Origin of the sequence: Brachybacterium sp. AOP25-B2-12 (assembly GCF_052378625.1) — a bacterium.
In the GTDB taxonomy this organism is placed as follows: Bacteria; Actinomycetota; Actinomycetes; order Actinomycetales; family Dermabacteraceae; genus Brachybacterium.
The window spans coordinates 87,494-106,191 of sequence record NZ_JBQSXW010000007.1; the positions used below are offsets into that span (position 1 = coordinate 87,494).

General features: G+C 72.7%; 15 protein-coding genes and 1 tRNA gene. 4 read left to right on the forward strand and 12 right to left on the reverse strand.

From position 1 onward, the window contains the following. Window positions 1-44 precede the first annotated feature (44 nt). Genes mnhG through ACT3TZ_RS07250 form a run of 6 tightly spaced genes read right to left on the reverse strand, consistent with a single transcriptional unit; the run spans window position 45 to window position 6,943 of the window. Window positions 45-704, reverse strand: coding sequence for a monovalent cation/H(+) antiporter subunit G (gene mnhG / locus ACT3TZ_RS07225; RefSeq protein WP_444582725.1), 660 nt, complete (start codon window positions 702-704; stop codon window positions 45-47). After that, complete coding sequence (locus ACT3TZ_RS07230) at window positions 691-1,137, reverse strand: monovalent cation/H+ antiporter complex subunit F (RefSeq protein ID WP_444582726.1); 447 nt, start codon at window positions 1,135-1,137, stop codon at window positions 691-693. Before ACT3TZ_RS07230 ends, mnhG begins: the two co-directional genes overlap by 14 nt. Continuing rightward, window positions 1,134-1,670, reverse strand: a complete 537-nt coding sequence (locus ACT3TZ_RS07235) for a Na+/H+ antiporter subunit E (protein ID WP_444582727.1) — start codon at window positions 1,668-1,670, stop codon at window positions 1,134-1,136. Before ACT3TZ_RS07235 ends, ACT3TZ_RS07230 begins: the two co-directional genes overlap by 4 nt. Further along, window positions 1,667-3,238 (reverse strand): Na+/H+ antiporter subunit D, encoded by a 1,572-nt coding sequence (locus tag ACT3TZ_RS07240; protein ID WP_444582728.1) that lies wholly within the window; start codon window positions 3,236-3,238, stop codon window positions 1,667-1,669. Before ACT3TZ_RS07240 ends, ACT3TZ_RS07235 begins: the two co-directional genes overlap by 4 nt. After that, complete coding sequence (locus tag ACT3TZ_RS07245) at window positions 3,235-4,026, reverse strand: Na(+)/H(+) antiporter subunit C (RefSeq protein ID WP_444582729.1); 792 nt, start codon at window positions 4,024-4,026, stop codon at window positions 3,235-3,237. The genes ACT3TZ_RS07240 and ACT3TZ_RS07245 overlap by 4 nt, the downstream gene beginning before the upstream one ends. Next, window positions 4,016-6,943 carry a Na+/H+ antiporter subunit A gene (locus tag ACT3TZ_RS07250; protein WP_444582730.1) on the reverse strand — a complete coding sequence of 976 codons (2,928 nt, stop codon included), beginning with the start codon at window positions 6,941-6,943 and terminating at the stop codon, window positions 4,016-4,018. The genes ACT3TZ_RS07245 and ACT3TZ_RS07250 overlap by 11 nt, the downstream gene beginning before the upstream one ends. A gap of 184 nt (window positions 6,944-7,127) precedes the next feature. On the opposite strand from ACT3TZ_RS07250, the gene ACT3TZ_RS07255 reads away from it, so the two are divergent. After that, a complete protein-coding gene (locus ACT3TZ_RS07255) occupies window positions 7,128-8,495 on the forward strand; it encodes an MFS transporter (RefSeq protein ID WP_444582731.1) in 1,368 nt (455 codons plus the stop codon). Window positions 8,496-8,513: 18 nt separating this feature from the next. On the opposite strand, the gene dcd is transcribed toward ACT3TZ_RS07255, so the two are convergent. After that, window positions 8,514-9,119, reverse strand: a complete 606-nt coding sequence (gene dcd, locus ACT3TZ_RS07260; protein WP_444582732.1) for a dCTP deaminase — start codon at window positions 9,117-9,119, stop codon at window positions 8,514-8,516. A gap of 133 nt (window positions 9,120-9,252) precedes the next feature. Here dcd and ACT3TZ_RS07265 point away from each other — a divergent pair. Next, a tRNA-Gly gene (locus tag ACT3TZ_RS07265) sits at window positions 9,253-9,323 on the forward strand. 207 nt (window positions 9,324-9,530) lie between these two features. After that, window positions 9,531-11,072 (forward strand): amino acid permease, encoded by a 1,542-nt coding sequence (locus tag ACT3TZ_RS07270; RefSeq protein ID WP_444582733.1) that lies wholly within the window; start codon window positions 9,531-9,533, stop codon window positions 11,070-11,072. Between the two features lie 10 nt (window positions 11,073-11,082). On the opposite strand, the gene ACT3TZ_RS07275 is transcribed toward ACT3TZ_RS07270, so the two are convergent. Continuing rightward, a complete protein-coding gene (locus ACT3TZ_RS07275; RefSeq protein ID WP_444582734.1) occupies window positions 11,083-11,553 on the reverse strand; it encodes a hypothetical protein in 471 nt (156 codons plus the stop codon). A 35-nt stretch (window positions 11,554-11,588) separates the two neighbouring features. On the opposite strand from ACT3TZ_RS07275, the gene ACT3TZ_RS07280 reads away from it, so the two are divergent. Continuing rightward, window positions 11,589-12,173: a TetR/AcrR family transcriptional regulator gene (locus tag ACT3TZ_RS07280; RefSeq protein ID WP_444582735.1), complete on the forward strand. Its 585-nt coding sequence runs from the start codon at window positions 11,589-11,591 to the stop codon at window positions 12,171-12,173. 130 nt (window positions 12,174-12,303) lie between these two features. On the opposite strand, the gene ACT3TZ_RS07285 is transcribed toward ACT3TZ_RS07280, so the two are convergent. The 4 genes from ACT3TZ_RS07285 to ACT3TZ_RS07300 all read right to left on the reverse strand — a co-directional run bounded on the left by ACT3TZ_RS07285 (window position 12,304) and on the right by ACT3TZ_RS07300 (window position 18,651). Then, window positions 12,304-15,078, reverse strand: a complete 2,775-nt coding sequence (locus ACT3TZ_RS07285; RefSeq protein WP_444582736.1) for a pyrophosphatase — start codon at window positions 15,076-15,078, stop codon at window positions 12,304-12,306. Window positions 15,079-15,182: 104 nt separating this feature from the next. Then, window positions 15,183-17,072, reverse strand: coding sequence for a thioredoxin-like domain-containing protein (locus ACT3TZ_RS07290; RefSeq protein WP_444582737.1), 1,890 nt, complete (start codon window positions 17,070-17,072; stop codon window positions 15,183-15,185). Window positions 17,073-17,284: 212 nt separating this feature from the next. Beyond that, window positions 17,285-17,968, reverse strand: a complete 684-nt coding sequence (locus ACT3TZ_RS07295; protein WP_444582738.1) for an HAD family hydrolase — start codon at window positions 17,966-17,968, stop codon at window positions 17,285-17,287. Next, the gene (locus tag ACT3TZ_RS07300) at window positions 17,965-18,651 is read right to left on the reverse strand and encodes an HAD family hydrolase (RefSeq protein WP_444582739.1); all 687 of its coding nucleotides are present in this window, start codon (window positions 18,649-18,651) and stop codon (window positions 17,965-17,967) included. Before ACT3TZ_RS07300 ends, ACT3TZ_RS07295 begins: the two co-directional genes overlap by 4 nt. Window positions 18,652-18,698: the final 47 nt, after the last annotated feature.

An 18,698-nucleotide genomic window follows, 5' to 3' on the forward strand; every position in this document is an offset into this window, starting at 1 on the left:
GCGGCAGGGACGGGCATGTCGACCGTCCCCGAGGCATCGACCGCTCAGTGCCCCTGCGGTCCTGCCGATCCCTCGTCCGGTCCGTCGCCGCGCGCGGACCCGATGGCCTCGCGTCGGGCATGGGCCTCGCGATCCGGGACGTCCTCGGCCTCGACGAGGTCCTCCTCGTCGATGTCGAGCTCCTCGGGCTCGACCAGCGGCGTGGTCTCCGGCTCGTCCCAGTTGGGGAACTGTGAGAGGTCGGCCCCGCTGGGCGGGCTCTGGACGACGTTGGTCGGGAAGCGGTCGTGCTCGGCGCCGAAGCCGTGGTCGTCGGCCCCCATGTCCACCTCGTCGATGAACCCGTCCTCGTCGTCGTCCTCGTCGAGGGAGCGTGCCAGGCGCGGGGAGAGCTCGTCGACGGCGTAGGAGCCGCCCGAGACGAAGCCGCGGCGGAACGCGGCCCGCGCCAGCAGGGTGCTCGAGACCGGCACCGTGACCATCTGCGCGAGCACGACGAGGACCATGATCGCCGCGCCGGCGAAGGAGCCGATCGCCAGGGCGACCCCGGCCAGGATGAGCACGAGGCCCAAGGTCTGCGGCTTGGAGGCGGCGTGCATGCGCGTCAGCACGTCCGGGAACCGCTGCAGGCCCACCGAGGCGACGAGGGTCAGCAGGGCGCCCAGGACCATGAGGACCAGGGCGATGAGGTCAGTGATCTCCACGGCCACCTCCGGGCTCGGCGGGCTTCTGGGTCCCGGATGTCCGCTCCTCGGCGGTCGATCCGGGGACGTCCGCGGCCGCGGCGTCGTCCCCGACCGCCGGGCCCTCGGCGTGCACGGCCGAGTGCCCCTCGGACTCCTGCCGCGAGGGGCGGGAGGCGCCGCCCGCGCCCGGGTCCTCGCGGGAGACGAAGCGCGCGACGGCGACGGTGGCCAGGAACGCCAGCGCGGTCAGGGACAGCATCGCGGTGCCGGCGTAGGTGGTGCGGTGGAAGGCCGAGTACAGCCCGAAGCACATCACGGTGATGACCACCAGCATGTCCGAGGCCACGGCCCGGTCCAGGATGGTGGGGCCCACGATGATGCGGTAGACGACGGGGACCGCGGCGACCGCGAGGATCGCCGCGACCACGAGGATCCCGAGCTCGAAGGTCATGACAGCTTCGCCCCCTCGAGCACGGGCCGGGCGGCGAGGGCGCGCAGCAGGCGCCCCTCCTGCTCGAGGGCCCGGCGCCGCGCCTCCTCGACCTCGGCCTCGTCGCCCGCGCCGATGACGTGCAGGAACAGGGTGCCGGTCGAGCGCTGGGCCTCGACGACCACGCTGCCGGGGATGAGGGTGCACAGCATCGCCGTGCCGGTGAGGAAGAGATCCGAGCGCGAGCGCAGACGCACGGCGATCACGCTCGTGGGCGGCGAGGGCGCCGGACGGACCGCGAACCAGGCCACCTGCGTCGAGGACACCACGACGTCGAAGGCGAAGCGCGCCACCAGCACGACGAAGGCGATCGGACGCAGTGCGAGCTCGCGGCCCACCCGCGGCAACGGGAACAGGACCACGACGATCACGGCCACGAGGATCCCCCCGAGCACGTCGGAGGGCTCGAAGCCACCCCACAGGAGGCACCAGAACACGGTCGCGCCGAGGATCTCGAGCCAATGACCGGGTACCTGCTTCAGACGGGCCTTCATCCGACGTCCTCCACCTTCTGGCCGGCCTCGTCGATCCGGTAGCGCAGCTGCTCGGCGGCGCCGTCGCCGAGGACGGCGTCGACGTACGGGCTGCGGGCCAGGATCGAGACGGCGGAGTCGTCGGTGTAGGACATCAGCGGGCCCGCGAACACGGTCAGCAGCAGCGAGAACGCCACGAGCGCACCGGTCGCGCCGAGCATGAGCCGCGACACCTTGCGGGTCTCGTCGTCGCGCAGCACCTGCTCGGGGGCCTTCTGCCAGAAGGCGCGGTTCCAGATCTTGGCGATCGCATACAGGGTCAGCAGGCTGGTCAGGACGCTGGCGACCACGAGGATCCAGGCCGCGGGCGAGCCCACGGCGATGCCGCCCTCGATGAGTCCGACCTTCCCGATGAACCCGGACAGCGGGGGGATCCCGGCCAGGTTCATGGCGGGGATGAAGAAGAGCACCGCGATCCACGGCGCCACCTTGGCCAGCCCTCCGAGCCGCGCGAGGTTGGTGGTCCCGCCCCGTTGCTCGATGAGGCCGGCGCCGAGGAAGAGCGTGGACTGCACGGTGATGTGGTGGGCGACGTAGTAGATGGTCGCGCCCATCGCCACCCGCGTGGACAGGCCGATGCCGAACAGCATGTAGCCCATGTGGGAGACGAGGGTGAAGGACAGCACGCGCTTGAGGTCGGTCTGGGCGAGGGCCCCGAGGATCCCGATCACGAGGCTGAGCCCCGCGGCCGCCAGCAGCAGGTCCGTCAGCTGGGAGGCGGGGAAGAGCAGCGTCTCCAGGCGGATGATCGCGTAGATGCCGACCTTGGTCAGCAGTCCCGCGAAGACCGCGGTGACCGGTGCCGGGGCCGTCGGGTAGGAGTCCGGCAGCCACGCGGACAGCGGGAAGATCGCGGCCTTGATCGCGAAGGCGACGAGGAGGATCAGCTCGAGGCCCAGCCGGGGCCCGGGCTCGATCTGGTCCAGGCGCACGGCGAGCTCGGCGAGGTTGACGGTGCCGGTCGCGGCGTACACGGCGGCGATCCCGCCCAGGAACAGCAGCGAGGACAGCAGGGAGACGATCACGTAGGTGGTCGCCGCGCGGATCCGGCTCGCGGATCCGCCGAGCGTCAGCAGCACGTACGAGGCCGACAGCAGCACCTCGAAGCCGACGTAGAGGTTGAAGAGATCCCCGGCGAGGAAGGCGATGGACACGCCCGCGACGAGCACGAGGTAGGTGGGGTGGTAGATCGCGACGGGGGTGCGCTCGGAGTTCTCCGAGACCGCCTGCGCGCTGGAGTAGATGAGCACGGCGAGCGTGACGACGCTCGAGACGACCAGCATGAGTGCCGAGAGCTGGTCCAGGACCAGCACGATCCCCAGCTGCGGCGTCCAGGCGCCGATCTGCAGCACGAGGGCCCCGTGCTCGGCGACGTGGACCGCGAGGATCGCGCTGACCAGCAGCACCGCGCTGAGGGTGGCGATGGTCAGGCCCAGCTGCACGCGCGTGTAGCGCCGCACGATGAGGGTGACGGCCGCGCCCGCGAGCGGGAGCATCACCGGCAGGGCCAGCAGGAGCTCGATGCTCATCGGGGCTCCTCCTCGTCCTCGTCGGATTCCGTGTGGTCCATCGGGGCGTCCTCGGCGGAGGACAGGTCGGCACCCAGCGGGTCCTCGCTCTCGTCGGTGTCGTCGTCGTGCTCGTCGCGGGCCGAGGGCTCCTCGGCCCGGGACCCGGCGGCCTCGGCCACACGGGGCTCGCGGGGCGCGGTCCCCTGCTCCTCGAGGGTGCCGGTCGGGGCGTCGTGCTCGGATCCGTCGTCGCCGCCGCCGTCGGCGCCCTGGGCGGTGCGCAGAGCCCCGTGGCGGTGCTCCTCGGTGAGCCCGGCGATCGCGGGGACCGCGCCCGTCTCGGCGTCGGTGACCGGATGCGCGCCGGTCTCGGTGTCGGGCTCGGCGCCCTCGGGCCCGGCATGGGCGGCGCCGACCCGGATCGCCTCGCGGCGCGGGGTGCGGCGTCGGCGGCTGCGGCGCAGCACGCGGCGGTCCTCGACGTCGTCGGGCACCTCGTCGTGGCCGAAGAGCTGCCAGGCGCGGTAGGCCAGGGCGATGACGAAGGCGCCGATGCCCAGGGTGATCACGATCGCGGTGAGCACCATCGCGAAGGGCAGCGGATCGCTCATGTCCTGCGGGGGTCCGGCGCCCTCGAAGGGCGGGTTGCCGGGCACGCCCACGGCCACGAGGAACAGCAGGTTCACGCCGTTGCCGGCCAGGATGAACCCGAGCAGGACGCGGGTGAGGGTGCGCTCGAGGAACAGGTAGATCCCGCAGGCGATGAGCACGCCGGCGGTCAGGACCAGGGCGAGGCTAACGGGCATCGAGATCGGCCTCCTGCTGTCGGTCGATCTGCGAGCCGAGGCTGCGCAGGAAGTCGAGGACCACGCCGATCACGACGAGGTACACGCCGATGTCGAAGATGATCGCGGACGGGAAGTGGGTCTCCCCCAGGATCGGGAGGTGCTGGACGATCGTGACGGTCTGGAACACCGCGCCGCCGAACAGCACGGGCAGCACCCCCGCGAGCACCGCGGTGGCCATGCCGACGCCCAGCACGAGACCGGCCTGGACGGGCGCCGCCTCGGTCAGCTCGTAGCGGCCTCCCGCGAGATAGCGCAGGGTCAGGGCGAGTCCCGCGACGAGGCCGCCGGCGAAGCCGCCGCCGGGATGGTTGTGCCCGGCCATCAGCAGGTACACGGAGAACATCATCATCAGCGGGAACACCAGGCGGGTGACGACCTCGAGGATCACCAGGCGCCGCTCCGGGGCGAGCGTCAGGCCCGCGGAGAGCCACGTGCGCCAGCGGTTGCCGGCGGTCTGCTCGGGGCGCACGTCGAAGGACAGCACGTTCTGGGGGATCCGGGCGGTGGCCCCGCGCCGCCAGATGGGCTGGGTGTGCTCGAGGTCGCGCACCCGCGGGATCCGCTGCTCGCGGCGCGTCACGAAGATCAGCGAGGCGACGCCGGTGGCGACCACCAGCAGCACCGAGATCTCGCCCATCGTGTCCCAGACGCGGGCGTCCACGAGGGTCACGTTGACGACGTTGTGCCCGCCGCCGATCGTGTACGCGGTCTCGATGAGCCCGGGGCCCAGCGGCTCGGCGGTCCGGGCGCCGGCGGCGATGAGCGCCACGCCGCACAGGACGGCCGCGGTGCCGATGGCGATGGCCCAGCGCACCCACTGGTCGCCCTTGAGGGGGCGGCGCGAGAAGTGCAGCGGCAGGCGGCGCAGGACGAGGATCAGCACCACGGTCAGGATGGTCTCGACGAGCACCTGGGTGGTCGCGACGTCCGGCGCGCCCCACATGAGGAACAGCAGGGCAGCGCCGAAGCCGGTCACGGTCACCAGCAGCACGGCCCGCAGGCGGCGGCGCGCACGGGCGGCGCCGATCGCGGCGATCGCGACGACGACCAGCACGAACAGCTCCCCGGGGTGGAAGAACCAGACGATGTTCGTCGGGATCCGGCCGTAGCTCAGGGCCACGGGCACCGTCAGGGCGATGAGCACGATGAGCATCGTGCCGAGGGTGTACGGGAGCGAGCCGCGCTGGAACAGCCCGGTGACCGCGACGGCCAGACGGTCGGTGCCGCGCATGATCCGCCGGAACGTCTTCTCGGCGTCGAACCACGAGGCGAAGTCCTCGCCGCGGCGCTGCGGGGAGACGGCCTGCTGGAAGCGCTCGACGGCGCCCGCGCGCCAGGCCACGAGCGCGCCGATCCCCAGCGCCAGCACCGAGGCCAGCAGCGGCACCCCGAGGTGCGGGACGACGACGAGGTGGACCGCGGCGGGCGCGGAGGGCAACGTGTCGGAGTAGCCGTGCAGGACGTCCTCGAGGGTCCCTGCGAGGGCGGGCAGGACGAGCGTGCCCACGCCGATCAGGGCGGGCGGCAGCCAGAACCCGACGGGGATGCTCGGCGGCACGGCGCAGGCGCCGTCGCTGCCCGGGCCGAAGGCGCCGGCCACGAACCGCCACGAGTACGCGACGGTCAGCACGGAGCCCGCGACGAGCACCACCAGGAGCGCCTGCTGGGCGGGGCCGCCGTACCAGAGGGCGGTGAAGACCGCCTCCTTGGTGACGAAGCCCAGCAGCGGCGGGACGGCCGCCATCGAGGCCGCCGAGACGATGCCGATCACGGCGACGACGGGCGCGCTGCGCCACGTGCGGTGCAGCCGGCGCAGGTCCCGTGTGCCGAACTTCTTGTCGATGATCCCGACGACCATGAACAGCGGCGCCTTGAACAGCGCGTGGGAGATGAGCAGCGCCAGCGCCGCGAGGCCCGCGCCCTGGGTGCCGATCGCGGAGATCGCCGCCATGAAGCCGAGCTGGGAGACGGTCCCGTAGGCCAGGAGGAGCTTGATGTCGGTCTGGCGCAGGGCGCGCCATCCGCCCAGGAGCATCGTCACGGCACCGAGGATCGCCACGAGGGCGCTGAGCGCCGGGAGCTCGGCGAGGCCCGGCCCGAACCGCAGCAGCAGGTAGATCCCGGCCTTGACCATCGCGGCGGCGTGCAGGTACGCCGAGACCGGGGTGGGGGCGGCCATCGCCCCGGGGAGCCAGAAGTGGGTGGGCACGAGCGCGGACTTGCTCGCCGCGCCCGCGATGACCAGCACCATCGCGGTGACGAGGAAGGCATCGGGGTGCTGCCAGAGGTCGGAGGCCACGATCGTGCTCAGGCGCATCGACCCGGCGCCGTGGGCGAGCATCAGCAGCCCCACCATCATCGCCAGTCCGCCGGCGGTGGTGGAGATCAGGGCGTTCATCGCGGCCCGGCGCGAGGCCTGCTTCTCGACGTAATGGCCGATCAGCAGGTAGGAGAAGATCGTGGTCAGCTCCCAGAAGGTGAACATGACCATGACGTCGTTCGCCGCGACCAGCCCGGTCATCGCCCCCGCGAAGGCGGTGAAGACGCCCGCGAAGCGGCCGAGGCCGACCTCGGTGTCCTTGAAGTAGCGCGCGCAGTACGCGAGCACGAGGGCGCCGACTCCCGAGACGATGAGCAGCAGCACCCACGACAGCACGTCGAGGCGGAACGAGAGTTCGATGCCGAGCGCCGGGATCCAGGGGATCGACTGGTCCACGGGCGCGTGCGCGAGCTGCGTGGGGTCGTGGCTCGCGACCCAGGCCGCGGTCGCCGCGGGGGCCAGCGCCAGGACGTAGAAGGCGTTGCGTCCCCACGCGCGCACCAGCGTCGGCCCCAGGAGGGCAGCAGCCAGGTGGGCGAGGAGGAACCAGATCACACGCTCTCCAGACGTCGGGGGGCGGTCGGGGGGACGGGAGCCGTCCGCGGCGCGAACACCCGGGGAGGACTCGGAGAACTCCGGGAGCGAGGCCACGGGAGATCCCGAGGCCCGGCGGCACAGCGGGGACCTGTCCATCCTACGAGGTCACCCTGGACGGCGGCTCCGTCCCTAGAGTGTCCCCATGCACACCGCCTCCTCCGGGCCCTCCCCGGTGCGACGACGTCAGATCCGCGCCTTCAACCTGTGGGACGGCGGCATGTCCGCGTTCTCCTCGGTGATCCTCACCTTCGTGTTCGCGACCTACGTGACCAATGCGGTAGCGGCCGAGGGGGCGATGGGTGACGCGGCGATCAAGACCGCCCGCGACCACGGCTCGGCGGTGCTGTCCACCGCGCAGTCCTGGGCGGCCGTGGCGGTGGCGCTGCTGGCCCCGCTGCTGGGCAACCTCGCCGACGCCGGCGGGCGTCGCAACCTGCTGCTGCGCATCACCACCCTCGCCGCGGTGATCACCGTGGCCGTGATGCCCGTCGTGCGCCTGGATGCGGACTACCTGTGGGCCGGTGCGATCCTCATCGCGCTCGGGGTGGTCTTCTCCGAGCTGGCGGGGGTGTTCACCAACTCGGTGCTGCCGCAGATCTCGACGCCGGCGGACCGCGGCCGGATCTCGGGGACGGCATGGGCCACGGGGTACTGGGGATCGATCATCTGCCTGGTCCTCGTCCTGTTCCTGTTCGTCATGCCCGGCACCGGACTGCTGGGCCTGCCCGCCGAGGACGGCTGGCACCTGCGCGCGATCCCGGTCTTCGTCGCGGTGTGGATCCTCGTGGGCACGTGGCCGCTGCTGCGGCGCGCGCCCGCCGCGCCGCGGCGCGAGGGCGCCGCGCGGTGGACGCCCTGGCAGGGGTACCTCGACGTCGGACGACGCCTCGTGCGGGCGGTGCGCGACGAGCCGATCATGCTCGCCTACCTGGTGGCCTCGGCGATCTACCGCGACGGCCTCGGCGCGATCTTCTCCCTCGCCGGGGTGCTCGCGGCCAACGCCTACGGCTTCTCGACCACCGAGGTGATCGTCTTCGGGATCGCCGCGAACCTCGTGGCCGGTTTCGGGGTCTTCCTGGGCGGCAGGGCCGATGACCGCTTCGGCAGCCGCGCGGTCATCGTCATCGGCTGCGCGGGGATCATCGCGCTGGGCATCGTCGTGCTCGCCTGGAGCCCCGCGGGGGTCTTCTGGGTGTGCGGGCTGGCGATCTGCCTCTTCGTGGGGCCGGTGCAGTCGGCCTCGCGGAACCTGCTGACGCGCCTGTCGGATCCCGGGCAGGAGACCGAGAGCTTCGGCCTCTACGCGATGACCGGGCGCGCCTTCGGGTTCCTGGGGACGGCGGCCTTCGCGGTGTGCGTGACGCTCTTCGACGACACCCGGATGGGCATGCTCGGCATCATCGCGGTGCTCGCGCTGGGGCTGCTGGCGTTCATCCCGATCCGTCTGGGGGCGGCTGGCAGACCCGCTGGTCCCGCGGACGGCACGGAGGACGCCCGCGCGGCGTCCTGATCGAGAGGTCGGCGGCGCTCAGAGCGCCGCGTCCCCCTCGGGATCGACCTCGATGCGGGTGCGGTGGAAGTTCAGGTACGAGCGCGAGGCCGTGGGGCCGCGCTGGCCCAGGTAGCGGTTGTTGTTGGCGCCCGTGCCGTAGGGGGTCTGCGCCGGCGAGGAGAGCCGGAAGAAGCAGAGCTGGCCGATCTTCATCCCCGGCCACAGCGCCACCGGGAGCGTGGCCACGTTGGACAGCTCCAGGGTGATGTGCCCCGTGAACCCGGGGTCGATGAATCCCGCGGTCGAGTGCGTGAGCAGCCCCAGGCGGCCCAGCGAGCTCTTGCCCTCGAGGCGCGCGGCGACGTCGTCGGGCAGGGAGACCTGCTCGTAGGTCGAGGCGAGCACGAACTCCCCCGGGTGCAGCATGTACTTCTCGTCCGGGTCCACGGCGATCTCCCGGGTGAGCTCGGCCTGCTCCTCGGCGGGGTCGATCATCGCGTACTTGTGGTTGTCGAACACCCGGAAGAACCGGTCGATGCGCACGTCGACCGATGCGGGCTGGACCATCGCCGGGTCGTACGGGGTCAGGCGGACGCGGCCGGAGTCCAGCTCCGCGCGGATGTCTCGATCGCTCAGCAGCACGCCGTCAGCGTAGCGGGCCGCCGCCTCGGACCGGAGGGGGTCGCGGGACCGCCGTCACGGATTTTCGTCGCGGCCCCGGCCGGGCTACACTGAACGCCGCACGTCCCGGCCGAGAGGCGACGGGCATGCACGCGCGGGTGTAGTTCAATGGTAGAACTTCAGCTTCCCAAGCTGATGGCGCGGGTTCGATTCCCGTCACCCGCTCCGCGATCGCAGGGCCCCGCACCGAGGTGCGGGGCCCTGCGTGCGTCCCGGGCCCGTCGAAGATCACGATTCGGACGAGTCGGCACTCCGAGGCGATATCGGGCATCCCGGGCTCCTACGGTGACCGGACCCTGCTCGCCCCTCCTCGGGAAAGCCGCCTCCTCATGAACGACACGATCCCTCCCCTGCCCCGCACCGATCCCGCCGATGCCCTCGAGAGCCCTCGAGAGCCCCCGGGAGCTCACCGCCGACCGCACGCACGCCGCCCAGGACTTCTCGAGCGAGGACGCCGGGTATCACAAGACTCTCCGTCCCCGGCAGATCCAGATGATCGCGATCGGCGGCGCGATCGGCACCGGCCTGTTCATGGGAGCAGGTGGACGGCTCGCCTCGAGCGGCCCCGCGCTGATCCTCGTGTACGCCGTGTGCGGGTTCTTCGCCTTCCTCATCCTCCGGGCGCTCGGGGAGCTGGTCCTGCACCGGCCGTCCTCGGGCTCCTTCGTCTCCTACGCCCGGGAGTTCTACGGCGAGAAGCTCGCCTTCGGCGCCGGCTGGATGTACTTCCTGAACTGGGCGATGACCTCGATCGTCGACGTCACCGCCGCCGCGCTGTACGTGAAGTTCTGGGCGCGGTACTTCGAGCCCCTGCAGCAGATCCCGCAGTGGGTCATCGCGCTGGTGGCGCTCGTGGTGGTGCTCTCGCTGAACCTCGTCAGCGTCAAGCTGTTCGGCGAGATGGAGTTCTGGTTCGCGCTCATCAAGGTCACGGCGCTGGTCGTGTTCCTCATCGTCGGGACGTGCTTCATCGTCTTCCAGGGTTCGACCGACGTCGGCGAGACCGGCTTCTCGGTGATCGCCGATCACGGCGGCGTGTTCCCGATGGGCTCGATCGCCCCCGTCCTCGCGATCAGCGGCGTCGTCTTCGCCTACGCCGCGATCGAGCTGGTGGGCACGGCGGCCGGCGAGACGCAGAACCCCGCCGCGGTCATGCCCACGGCCATCAACACCGTCGTCATCCGGATCGCCGTGTTCTACGTCGGCTCGATCCTGCTGCTGTCCCTGCTGCTGCCCTTCGACACCTACCAGGCCGGGCAGTCGCCGTTCGTCACCTTCTTCTCGCACATCGGCTCCCCGCAGGCCGGGGCGATCGCCGGTTCGGTCATGAACTTCGTCGTCCTCACGGCGGCGCTGTCGAGCCTGAACGCGGGGCTCTACTCGACCGGCCGGATCCTGCGGGCCATGTCCGTCAACGGCTCGGCGCCGCGCTTCACAGCGGTGATGAGCCGCAACGGCGTCCCCTACGGCGGGATCCTGCTGACCGCGCTCATCACGCTGTGCGGCGTGGGCGTCAACGCCCTCTGGCCCTCCCAGGCCTTCGAGATCGTCCTGGAGATCTCGGCGCTCGGGATCATCGGCGGCTGGGCCACGATCATGCTCTGCCAGATCAAGCTGCAGCGCTGGGACCGCGAGGGCAAGGCCGTGCGGCCGTCCTTCCGGTTGTTCGGCGCGCCGTTCACCTCGTACCTGACGCTCACGTTCCTGGCCTTCGTGCTCGTGACGATGGGCTTCTCCGAGACCGGGCGGTGGGTCCTGGCCTCGCTCGTCGTGCTGATCCCGGCGCTGGTGATCGGCTGGTTCGCCGCGCGACGGCGGATCCTCGAGGTGGCGCGCGAGCGCGAGGGCTACACGGGGGCCCACCCCGTGGTGCCGGAGCGTCCGGCCACCGAGGCGCTGCGCGCCAAGAGGTGACGGGCGGGGGTCAGCTCCCGGTCAGGACCACCAGCAGGGCTCCGGCGTAGGCGTCCTCCGCCGTGGGGGCGCGGATCTCGCGCACGGTGCCGTCGACCTCGACGGAGACCACGTGCACCCGGTGCTCGCCGGCGTCCGGGGCGCCCTCCACACCCTCTCCGGCCTCGGTCGCGCCGGTCGTCGGCGTGGTCGCCCGGTGCGGGGCGACGAAGCGCTCCCCCAGCGCCTCGCGCAGCTGGTCCTCCCGCGGGATCCACACGGCCTCGTGCTGCTCGATCGAGTCGAGCGCCCATTCCGTGGTGCCGTTGAAGCGGAACAGCTGCTCGCCGCGCCGTCCCCGGCCGCGCTCGACGACCATCGAGGAGAGCATGAAGACCTCGGAGCGCATCGGCTCGATGTCGATGACGAAATGGTCCCCGTCCGCGGGCTGCCACTCCAGGCCCTGATCGCGCAGGCGGGTGGCGACGTCGATGTCGATCATCCCGCCAGTGTACGAGCGGTGCGACAATGCACCTCATGCCCAAGATCATCGGTGGATCGCTCGAGGAGCACCGCGAGCGCACGCGCGCCCGCATCTTCGACGCGCTCGGCGACCTCATGGAGGCCGAGGACTTCGAGGACCTCACCTTCTCCCGCATCGCCACGGCGGCGGGGGTCGGGCGCACCGCGATGTACAACCACTTCCCCGACCGCGACACCCTGCTCGTGGAGTTCGCGATGCACGAGACGGCGAGCTACCTCGACCGTCTGCGCCGCGGGATCGCCGGTGCGGCCACCACCGTCGAGGCCGTCGAGCTGTACGTGCGCACCCAGGTGAGCCTGCGCGGCGCCTTCCACATGCCCACCAGCCGCGGCGGCGCCGGGGGGCTCGCTCCGGAGACCGCCCGCCGCATGCGGGAGCACGTGGTGATGATCGAGGACGTCCTGCGGGGGATCCTCGTGCGCGGCGTCGAGAGCGGCGAACTGGCAGCGGACCTCGACGTGTCCGCGACGGTGCGGATCGTCAACTCGCTGCTCATCGGGCGCAGCGTCATGGCCGAGCACGAGACCGACGCGCTCGTCGCCTTCGTCGTGCGGGGTCTGGGAGCGGACCCCGCCTGAGGCGAGCACGCGGAGCCCGGGGGCCGATGCCTCCGGACGCGCGCACCGTCCGCGATCGACGACGGGCCGGTCCCGGCAGCTGCCGGGACCGGCCCGTCGTCGTCCGTGCACCGCACGGGGCCGGGTGCGATCAGCGGGTGCGGCGAGCGCCCCCGCGCCGGGTGCGCTTGCGGGTGCGACGGGTGCCCGTCGACGACGTCGCCCCCGGGGCGGCGGACGCGTCGTCGGACTCGGCGGGGTCGGCCGGATCCGTCGAGGTGTCGCCGTCGTCGGCCGCGTCGTCCCCGAGGCCGCCGGAGGGGTCCTCGTCGATGTCCTCGTCCGGTGTGGACCGCTTCGTCAGGGCGGACTTCGCGGTCCGCTTCGCTCGCGGTGCGGCGGCGTCCTCGTCGTCCGTGGACGCCTTCGCGGCGCCCTTGCGGCCGCGGGTGCGCCGGGAGGTCACGATGACCTCCTCGCGATCGGCCTCGTCCTCGTCCGTGAACGCGTCCCAGCCCTCGGAGAGGAGATCGTCCTCGCGGTCCGTGGAGCCGCGTGCGAACAGCGGCTCGTCGAGATCGGAGATGTCCTCGAGGTCGGGCTCGGGGACCGTCACGGTCGCGAGCACGAGGGCCCCGCCGACCACGATGATCGCGGCGACCGCGATCAGCCAGCGCAGGTGGTACGTGACGTCGCCCGTCGAGAGGTCGATGAACGATCCGATCAGCAGCGCCGAGGACAGCGACGTCACGAGTGCGACGGGCAGGGCGAGCTGCCCGAAGGCCGCCCGCAGTCCGGTGCCCAGCGTCGCGCCCGACAGGGCCGCCGAGTGCGCCCACGAGCCGCGCCCGCCGTAGCGGCCGGTCTCGATGACGTCGAGGGCGCCCCGCTGCGAGGAGTCCACGAGCGTGGCCCAGACACCGGCGATCAGGCCTGCGACGAGGGCGCCGGCCACGTAGGCGGGCACCGCCGCGGCCCCGAGGCCGAAGCCGACGACGACGGGCATGAACACGGCCACCAGCAGGGGCGCGACGGCGGCGCGACGGGTGTCCAGGTCGAGCTCGCCGAGCGCGACGGCCCCGGATCCCCCGTCGAGGAGGGCGGCACGGGTGTCCACGACCGCGGCGGCACCGAGGCGCCGCAGGCCCTCGAACAGGTTGGCGCCCACCGCGAGGACCGTGACGACGCCCAGGACGAGACCCGCGACCACGAGCAGCGAGGACGCGGAGGTGTCGGTGAGCGCACGGTCCTCCCACAGCGTCGTGGCGTTGCCCGCGGCGAAGACCGCGTTGGCCACGGGAGCCAGGGTCGCGGCGGCCGCGAAGGTGGTGACCACCTGCAGGCCCGCCCCGCTGGTGACATCGGCTCCGCGGGACGCGTCGCGCAGCCCCTGGTCGGCGCCGTCGACGTCCCCGAGCAGCGGGGCGGTGTGGAAGGCCGCGTGACCGGCGACGATGACGAGGGCGCCGACGCCCGCGAAGACCGCGAGCAGGAACACGAGCTGGAGGATCCCGGCGCCGGTGATGCCGAGCACCGCGAAGGCCAGCGCGACCAGCAGCGCGAGGATCGCGGTGGTGCGACCCGCGGTGCCCAGGCTCGTGAGGACGCCGAGGGGGCCGCCGGTGCGGGCGGTGCGGGCCGCCGAGAGGACGGCCCCGCCGCGGCGATCGGCGGCGAAGGAGACGAGGGCCTGGGCCAGCAGGGCCAGGATCGCGCCGGTGGCGATCGCGATGACGGTCACGAAGCCGGGATGGACGCCGTAGATCCCGACGGTGTCCAGGATCGACCGGCCGTCCGCGCCCCCGCTGAGCTGCGGGATGGCCTCCTTGAGCTGGCCGAGGGTCTGCTCGATCTGCGGCTCCAGCTCGCTGCGCTTGACCGCCTGACCACCGGTCAGGGCGGGATCGGTGAAGGTGTCGAGGCCGACCTTGCCGAAGCGCAGGGCCTTGTACTGCTCGGGGAGCCACACGAGCACGGCGGCGACGAAGGCGCCCACGCCGAGCACGGAGGGGATGAGCGCGCCCAGGCGCAGGCCCTCCCGCTCGCGGTCGACGGTGCGTGCCTGAGGCAGGACCGCCACGAGGAGCGCGGCGAGGATCGCGATGCCCACGCCCAGCAGCGGCACGATCATGCCCTCGACGGTGAAGGTCGTGACGCCGATCCACAGGCCCAGCGCGAGGAGCGCCGAGGTCGCGGCCATGATGTCGGCCGCGCGGGCCGGGCCGCGGCGGAACAGCGAGGCGAAGCGGACGTGCACGGCGCCGGGGTTGTCGGCGCCCGCGCGGTCCAGCTCGTTCTCGTCGGCCCCGGCGAGGAGGGCCGAGGAATCCGCGGTGACGTCGGCGAAGGCACCCGAGACGCGGGTGGACAGGGCGAACAGCGCCGCGCCGGCGGCGAAGCCGAGCAGCGCGCGGCCCGCGTCGTCCCGCAGGAACCAGACCGCGATCCCGACGGGCACGGCCGCGACGGAGATCGAGGTGGCCGTCATCAGCGCACCCACCCGGCCGACGGCCCGGCGGCGCGCGACGCCTCCGAGCGCGAGGGCGGGCACGAGCATGCCGGTGGTGCGCCAGGTGACGGCGACGCCGGCGAGGAGGCCGGCGAGCATCATCCCGGAGCTCAGCAGTCGGGAGTCGAGCGAGCCCGGCACGAGGAGCAGGAGCAGGAGGGCGGGGATGCCGATCACGAGGGCGGTCGCGGTCGAGCCCGACAGCAGGGCTCCCAGGCGCGCACCCAGCCCCGGGTCCACCGGGGTCCCCTCGTCGTCGGCGTCGTCGACGTCCGCGGACGCCGTCACCGGCGCCGTGCGACCGAGGCGCCCGGGGACGACGACCCCCAGCACGATCGCCACGACGCCCACCAGGACGAGCGCGAGCAGGGTCCAGGCGATGTCGTCGCCCAGGGGGTAGTCGGTGATGAAGTCCACGCGGTTCTCCTCGTGCCCTCGGGGTCCCTCGGGCGGGTGGTGGTGGGCACGACGGCCCGGATGATGCGGTGCGAGTGTGACAGGTGGGGCGGGCCGAGCGCGGCTCAGCCGAGCAGCGAGAGGTCCAACGAGGACGCGCCGCCATCGGCGATGCGGATCGGGACCCCCCAGTCCTGCTGATGCATGTGGCACGCCGGGAACTCGACGCTCGGGTCATCATCGCAGGAGGCGGCGCGCGCGCTGACGTGCAGCACGCCCTCGGTGTACGCCGGGTCGAAGGTGACCGTGCGGTCCAGGTCGGTCCCCGTGCCGCCTCCGGAGGCGAGCATGCCGCTGGGCGTCGTGGAGATGGAGACCTGCGTCGAGGGACCCAGGGAGTTGTCGAGCTTGTGGCCGGGTGGCGGCGTGAACAGCACCCGCACCCCCAGGGTGCCCGCGGCGATCTCCGTCACGGGGCGCTCGGACTGCTGGGCGCCCTCGTCGATCACCTGCTCTGCGGCACGGGCCAGCGGCACCCAGGTCAGGCGGTGTGCGCCGGACTCGACGACGAGCAGCTGGTCGATCCCGTCGATCGGCCCCATGAACAGCGCGTCCGAGGGCTCGGAGAGGTCGGTCGCGACGGTGACCACGGTGCGTTCGGCGGGATCCACGAGGCGGATCGCGCCGTTGTAGGTGTCGGCCACGGCGATCCGGCCCTCGGGCAGCGCGGTGACGCCCAGCGGGTGCTGGAACCGGGCGCCCTCGAAGGCGCCGTCGACGTGCCCGAAGTCGAACAGGCCCTCGCCCACGAGCGTGCCCACGGTCAGCGCCTCGGGGTCGATCACCCGGACGGCGGAGGTCTCGGAGTCCGCGACGACGACCCCGCCGTCGGGCAGGCGGTCCACGCCGGAGGGCTGGGCCCACCAGGAGCGCACGAGCGCGCCGTCGACGAGGCCCTCGTGGGTGGTGCCCGCGAGGACGGCGAGCGCCCCCGTGCGGGGGTCGAAGGTCCACATCTGGTGGATGCCGGCCATCGTGATCACGACGGTTCCCAGCTCGGGGGACCACGTGAGGTCCCACGGGGTCGACAGGGAGAAGGTGCGCGGATCGCCCTCACCCGTGGGCAGCGGCTCGCCCTGCATCCACTGGCGTCCCGTGCCCGCGACCGTCGAGACGGTGGTCGCGGACCGGCCGCGCAGGAACCGGTCGTGGCCGAGTGCGACGCCGCGCAGGACGTTGTTGGCGGTGTCGGCGACGACGAGGTCGTAGCCGACCTCCTCGGCGACGTCCTGGGGCAGCACGACGATGCCGTTGGGCTCGGCGAAGGTGGCTTCCGGCCCCTCGCCGTCGGCATCGCCCCGCACCCCGGCGCCGATGACCTCGTCGGTGTGGGCCCCGTCGGAGCCGAAGACGACCAGGCGGTGCTGGCCGGTGTCCGAGACGATGACGCGGCCGTCGTCGAGCTGGGCGATCTTCGAGGGGAAGCGCAGCGGCTGGGGGACGCGCTCGGCGATCACGGTGGGGGCGGGCCCCCGGCGCAGCGAGCCGTCGGCCTCGGCCTCGGCGACGAGGCGGGAGATCAGGGCGTCGAGGTTGTCGGCGTGCCCCTCCCCCGACATCGAGCCGGCGATCCGGCCGTAGGTGTCCAGGACGACGAGCGTGGGCCAGGCCCGCACCGCGTACTCGCTCCACGTCTGCAGCTCGGGGTCGTCGATCACGGGGTGCTCGACCTCGTAGCGGGCGACGTTGGCGGCGAGCGCGTCCGCGTCCTTCTCGAACTCGAACTTGGGCGAGTGGACGCCGACGACGACGAGCTCATCGGCCCAGGCCTGCTCGACGGGGCGCAGCTCGTCCAGGACGTGCAGGCAGTTGACGCAGCAGAAGGTCCAGAAGTCCAGGACGACGATCTTGCCGCGGAGGTCCTCGAGGGTGAGGTCCGCCCCGCCGGTGTTCAGCCAGCCTCGGCCGCGCAGAGCGCTCGCGTGCGGACGGGGGCCATCGGAAGTCGTGGTCATGGGTTCCAGTCTGCCAGGTGCCGGGGCCCTGCCCGCTGTGTCGACGCTGTGCCGGACCCACGGCGACACCGGGACGCTCCGACATCGGGGGCGCGGCCGTGCCCCGCACCCGCCGGGGCATCCCGCGCCCCCGGGCCGCACCTGGCCCACGGGCCCTCAGGCGCTCAGGCGCTCAGGCGCTCAGGCGCTCAGGCGCTCAGGCGCTCAGGCGCTCAGGCGAGCGTCCGCCGCGGCCAGGTGCCGATCCACGCGAGCAGCTCGGGGTCCGCGAGCGTCGGCACCTCGATGGCCGTGCCCTCCAGGTGCGTGCCGTGGGAGGGGACGCCCACCAGGCGCAGCCCCGCCGAGACGGCGGCGCGCGCCCCCGTCGCGGAGTCCTCGAACGCCAGGGCGTCCTGGGGCAGGGCGCCGAGCGCCGCGGCGCCCTGGGCGTACATGTCCGGGAACGGCTTGCTGCGCGCCACCGTGTCGGTGGACTCGAGCACCGTGAAGAGGTCCACGATCCCCGCGCGGGTGAGCTTGTCCTCCAGCGCCGAGGCCCAGGAGTTCGAGGCACAGGCGATGGGGACCCGGGCGGCGGCGGCGCGCACCACCTCGACGGCGCCGGGCATCGGACGCAGGTCCTCGCCCAGGTTCTGCACGAACAGCTCGCGGGTCTCCGCGAGCACGGCGTCGTAAGGGGCGCCGGCGGCTGCGGCGATCGTCTCGGCAGCGACCTCGAGGGTGGCGCCGATGAGCACGGCGTCCTGCTCGGCGGTGAGCGTCGCCTCGTGGCGCCGCAGGATTTCGGCCTGGGTCTCGTTCCACACCGTCTCGGTGTCCAGGATCAGGCCGTCGCAGTCGAAGACGACGGCTCGCGGGGTCCAGTCGCCGAACGCCTCGGTCCAGCGGCTCATCGACGGACCTCCCAGGTGTCGATCCAGGCGTGGAGGTCCGGGTCCTCCAGCGAGGTGAGCAGGAGGTCCGCGGCGGGCTCCTGCCCGGGCAGGGAGGGGATGCCGATCAGGGTGAGCCCCGCGGCACGCGCCGCCTCGGCACCGGTCTCGGAGTCCTCGAAGGCCAGGGCGTCGGAGGGGTCCGCGCCGAGCAGCCGCGCCGCGTGGGCGTACATGTCCGGGGCGGGCTTGGGCTCGGCGACGTCCTCGATGGCCACGCTCGCGTCGAGCACGGAGGCCAGCTCCATGCCCTCGAGCTTGAGGTCCAGGAGATCTCGCGGGGAGTTGGAGGCGACGGCCACCGGCACCTTGGCGGCGATCGCACGCACGGTGCGCTGGGCGCCCGGCATGAGGCGCAGCCCCTCGTCCATGTCGGCGCGGTGCAGCGCCACGAGCTCGTCGGCGACGGTCAGGGGATCGCGGTCGACCGCGGCGGCGATGGTGGTCACGACCACCTCGGCGCTGCGGCCGGTGATGCGGCGTCGCGTCGCGGCGTCGATCGAGGCCCCGTGGGAGGCGAGGTAGTGGTCCTGGGTGCGGATCCATTCGGCCTCGGTGTCGACGAGCAGCCCGTCGCAGTCGAAGACGACGGCGCGGGGGGTCCAGAGGGGCAGGGGCCAGGGGGTCAGCGTCGCAGAGCTCATGGTCGTTCCAGCGTATCGGCCCACCGGGCCCCTGCCGCTCAGGTCCG

What these genes read in the sequence shown, in the direction of transcription:
- ACT3TZ_RS07230 (WP_444582726.1), bottom strand. Translation starts at nt 1,137, where the DNA reads ATGACCTTCGAGCTCGGGATCCTCGTGGTCGCGGCGATCCTCGCGGTC.
- ACT3TZ_RS07235 (WP_444582727.1), bottom strand. Translation starts at nt 1,670, where the DNA reads ATGAAGGCCCGTCTGAAGCAGGTACCCGGTCATTGGCTCGAGATCCTC.
- ACT3TZ_RS07240 (WP_444582728.1), bottom strand. Translation starts at nt 3,238, where the DNA reads ATGAGCATCGAGCTCCTGCTGGCCCTGCCGGTGATGCTCCCGCTCGCG.
- ACT3TZ_RS07245 (WP_444582729.1), bottom strand. Translation starts at nt 4,026, where the DNA reads ATGCCCGTTAGCCTCGCCCTGGTCCTGACCGCCGGCGTGCTCATCGCC.
- ACT3TZ_RS07255 (WP_444582731.1), top strand. Translation starts at nt 7,128, where the DNA reads ATGCACACCGCCTCCTCCGGGCCCTCCCCGGTGCGACGACGTCAGATC.
- ACT3TZ_RS07270 (WP_444582733.1), top strand. Translation starts at nt 9,531, where the DNA reads ATGCCCTCGAGAGCCCTCGAGAGCCCCCGGGAGCTCACCGCCGACCGC.
- ACT3TZ_RS07275 (WP_444582734.1), bottom strand. Translation starts at nt 11,553, where the DNA reads ATGATCGACATCGACGTCGCCACCCGCCTGCGCGATCAGGGCCTGGAG.
- ACT3TZ_RS07280 (WP_444582735.1), top strand. Translation starts at nt 11,589, where the DNA reads ATGCCCAAGATCATCGGTGGATCGCTCGAGGAGCACCGCGAGCGCACG.
- ACT3TZ_RS07290 (WP_444582737.1), bottom strand. Translation starts at nt 17,072, where the DNA reads ATGACCACGACTTCCGATGGCCCCCGTCCGCACGCGAGCGCTCTGCGC.
- ACT3TZ_RS07295 (WP_444582738.1), bottom strand. Translation starts at nt 17,968, where the DNA reads ATGAGCCGCTGGACCGAGGCGTTCGGCGACTGGACCCCGCGAGCCGTC.
- ACT3TZ_RS07300 (WP_444582739.1), bottom strand. Translation starts at nt 18,651, where the DNA reads ATGAGCTCTGCGACGCTGACCCCCTGGCCCCTGCCCCTCTGGACCCCC.